Source organism: Terriglobus tenax, assembly GCF_025685395.1.
Lineage (GTDB): Bacteria > Acidobacteriota > Terriglobia > Terriglobales > Acidobacteriaceae > Terriglobus > Terriglobus tenax.
On record NZ_JAGSYA010000001.1, the window covers coordinates 1 to 1,200 of the forward strand.

General features: G+C 58.5%; 1 protein-coding gene. It reads left to right on the forward strand.

The genetic code is table 11. The features are described from left to right. The first annotated feature begins 10 nt into the window (after window positions 1-10). Window positions 11-1,198, forward strand: coding sequence for an elongation factor Tu (tuf, locus tag OHL13_RS00005; protein ID WP_263408062.1), 1,188 nt, complete (start codon window positions 11-13; stop codon window positions 1,196-1,198). Window positions 1,199-1,200: the final 2 nt, after the last annotated feature.

The window sequence follows — 1,200 nt, forward strand, 5'->3', positions numbered from 1 at the left end:
GGAGAACAAGATGGCGAAGGAAAAATTTGACCGGTCTAAGCCTCACGTAAACGTGGGAACGATTGGTCACATCGATCACGGCAAGACGACGTTGACGGCGGCGATCACGAAGGTTCTGTCGAAGCACAATCCGAAGAACTCGTTCCGTTCGTTTGACACGATCGACAACGCTCCTGAGGAGCGTGAGCGTGGTATCACGATCTCTACCTCTCACGTGGAGTATGAGACGGCGAACCGCCACTATGCTCACGTGGACTGCCCTGGTCACGCTGACTACATCAAGAACATGATCACGGGAGCGGCTCAGATGGACGGAGCGATCCTGGTTGTGGCTGCGACCGACGGTCCGATGCCGCAGACCAAGGAGCACGTTCTGCTGGCTCGCCAGGTAGGCGTACCGTACATCGTTGTGTTCCTGAACAAGTGCGATGCGGTTGAGGATCCTGAGCTGATCGACCTGGTTGAGATGGAAGTTCGCGAGCTTCTGTCGAAGTACGAGTTCCCGGGCGATGACGTTCCTGTGATCCGTGGTTCTGCTCTTGGCGCGCTGAATGGCGAAGCCGAGTGGGAGGCCAAGATCGACGAGCTGATGCAGGCTGTCGACGACAACGTTCCGCAGCCTGACCGCCTGGTCGACCTGCCGTTCCTGATGCCGATCGAAGATATCTTCTCGATCTCGGGCCGTGGCACGGTGGTGACCGGACGTATCGAGCGTGGCAAGGTGAAGGTTGGCGAGGAAGTGGAAATCGTTGGTTTCCGCGACACGCGCAAGACGGTTGTCACGGGCGTCGAGATGTTCAAGAAGCAGCTGGACGAAGGTCTGGCCGGCGACAACGCTGGTCTGCTTCTGCGCGGTATTGCGAAGGAAGACGTGGAGCGCGGCATGGTGCTGGCCAAGACTGGCTCGATCACTCCGCACACGATCTTCAAGGGCGAGGTTTACGTGTTGTCGAAGGAAGAGGGTGGACGTCACACTCCGTTCTTCTCGAACTACCGTCCCCAGTTCTACTTCCGTACGACGGACGTAACGGGCACGGTGAAGCTGCCTGAGGGCCGCGAGATGGTGATGCCTGGCGATAACGTTCAGCTGGAAGTTACGCTGCACACGCCGGTAGCCATGGAGAAGGGTCTCCGCTTCGCTATCCGCGAAGGCGGACGTACCGTCGGCGCTGGCGCCATCTCCGAGATCATCAAGTAAAC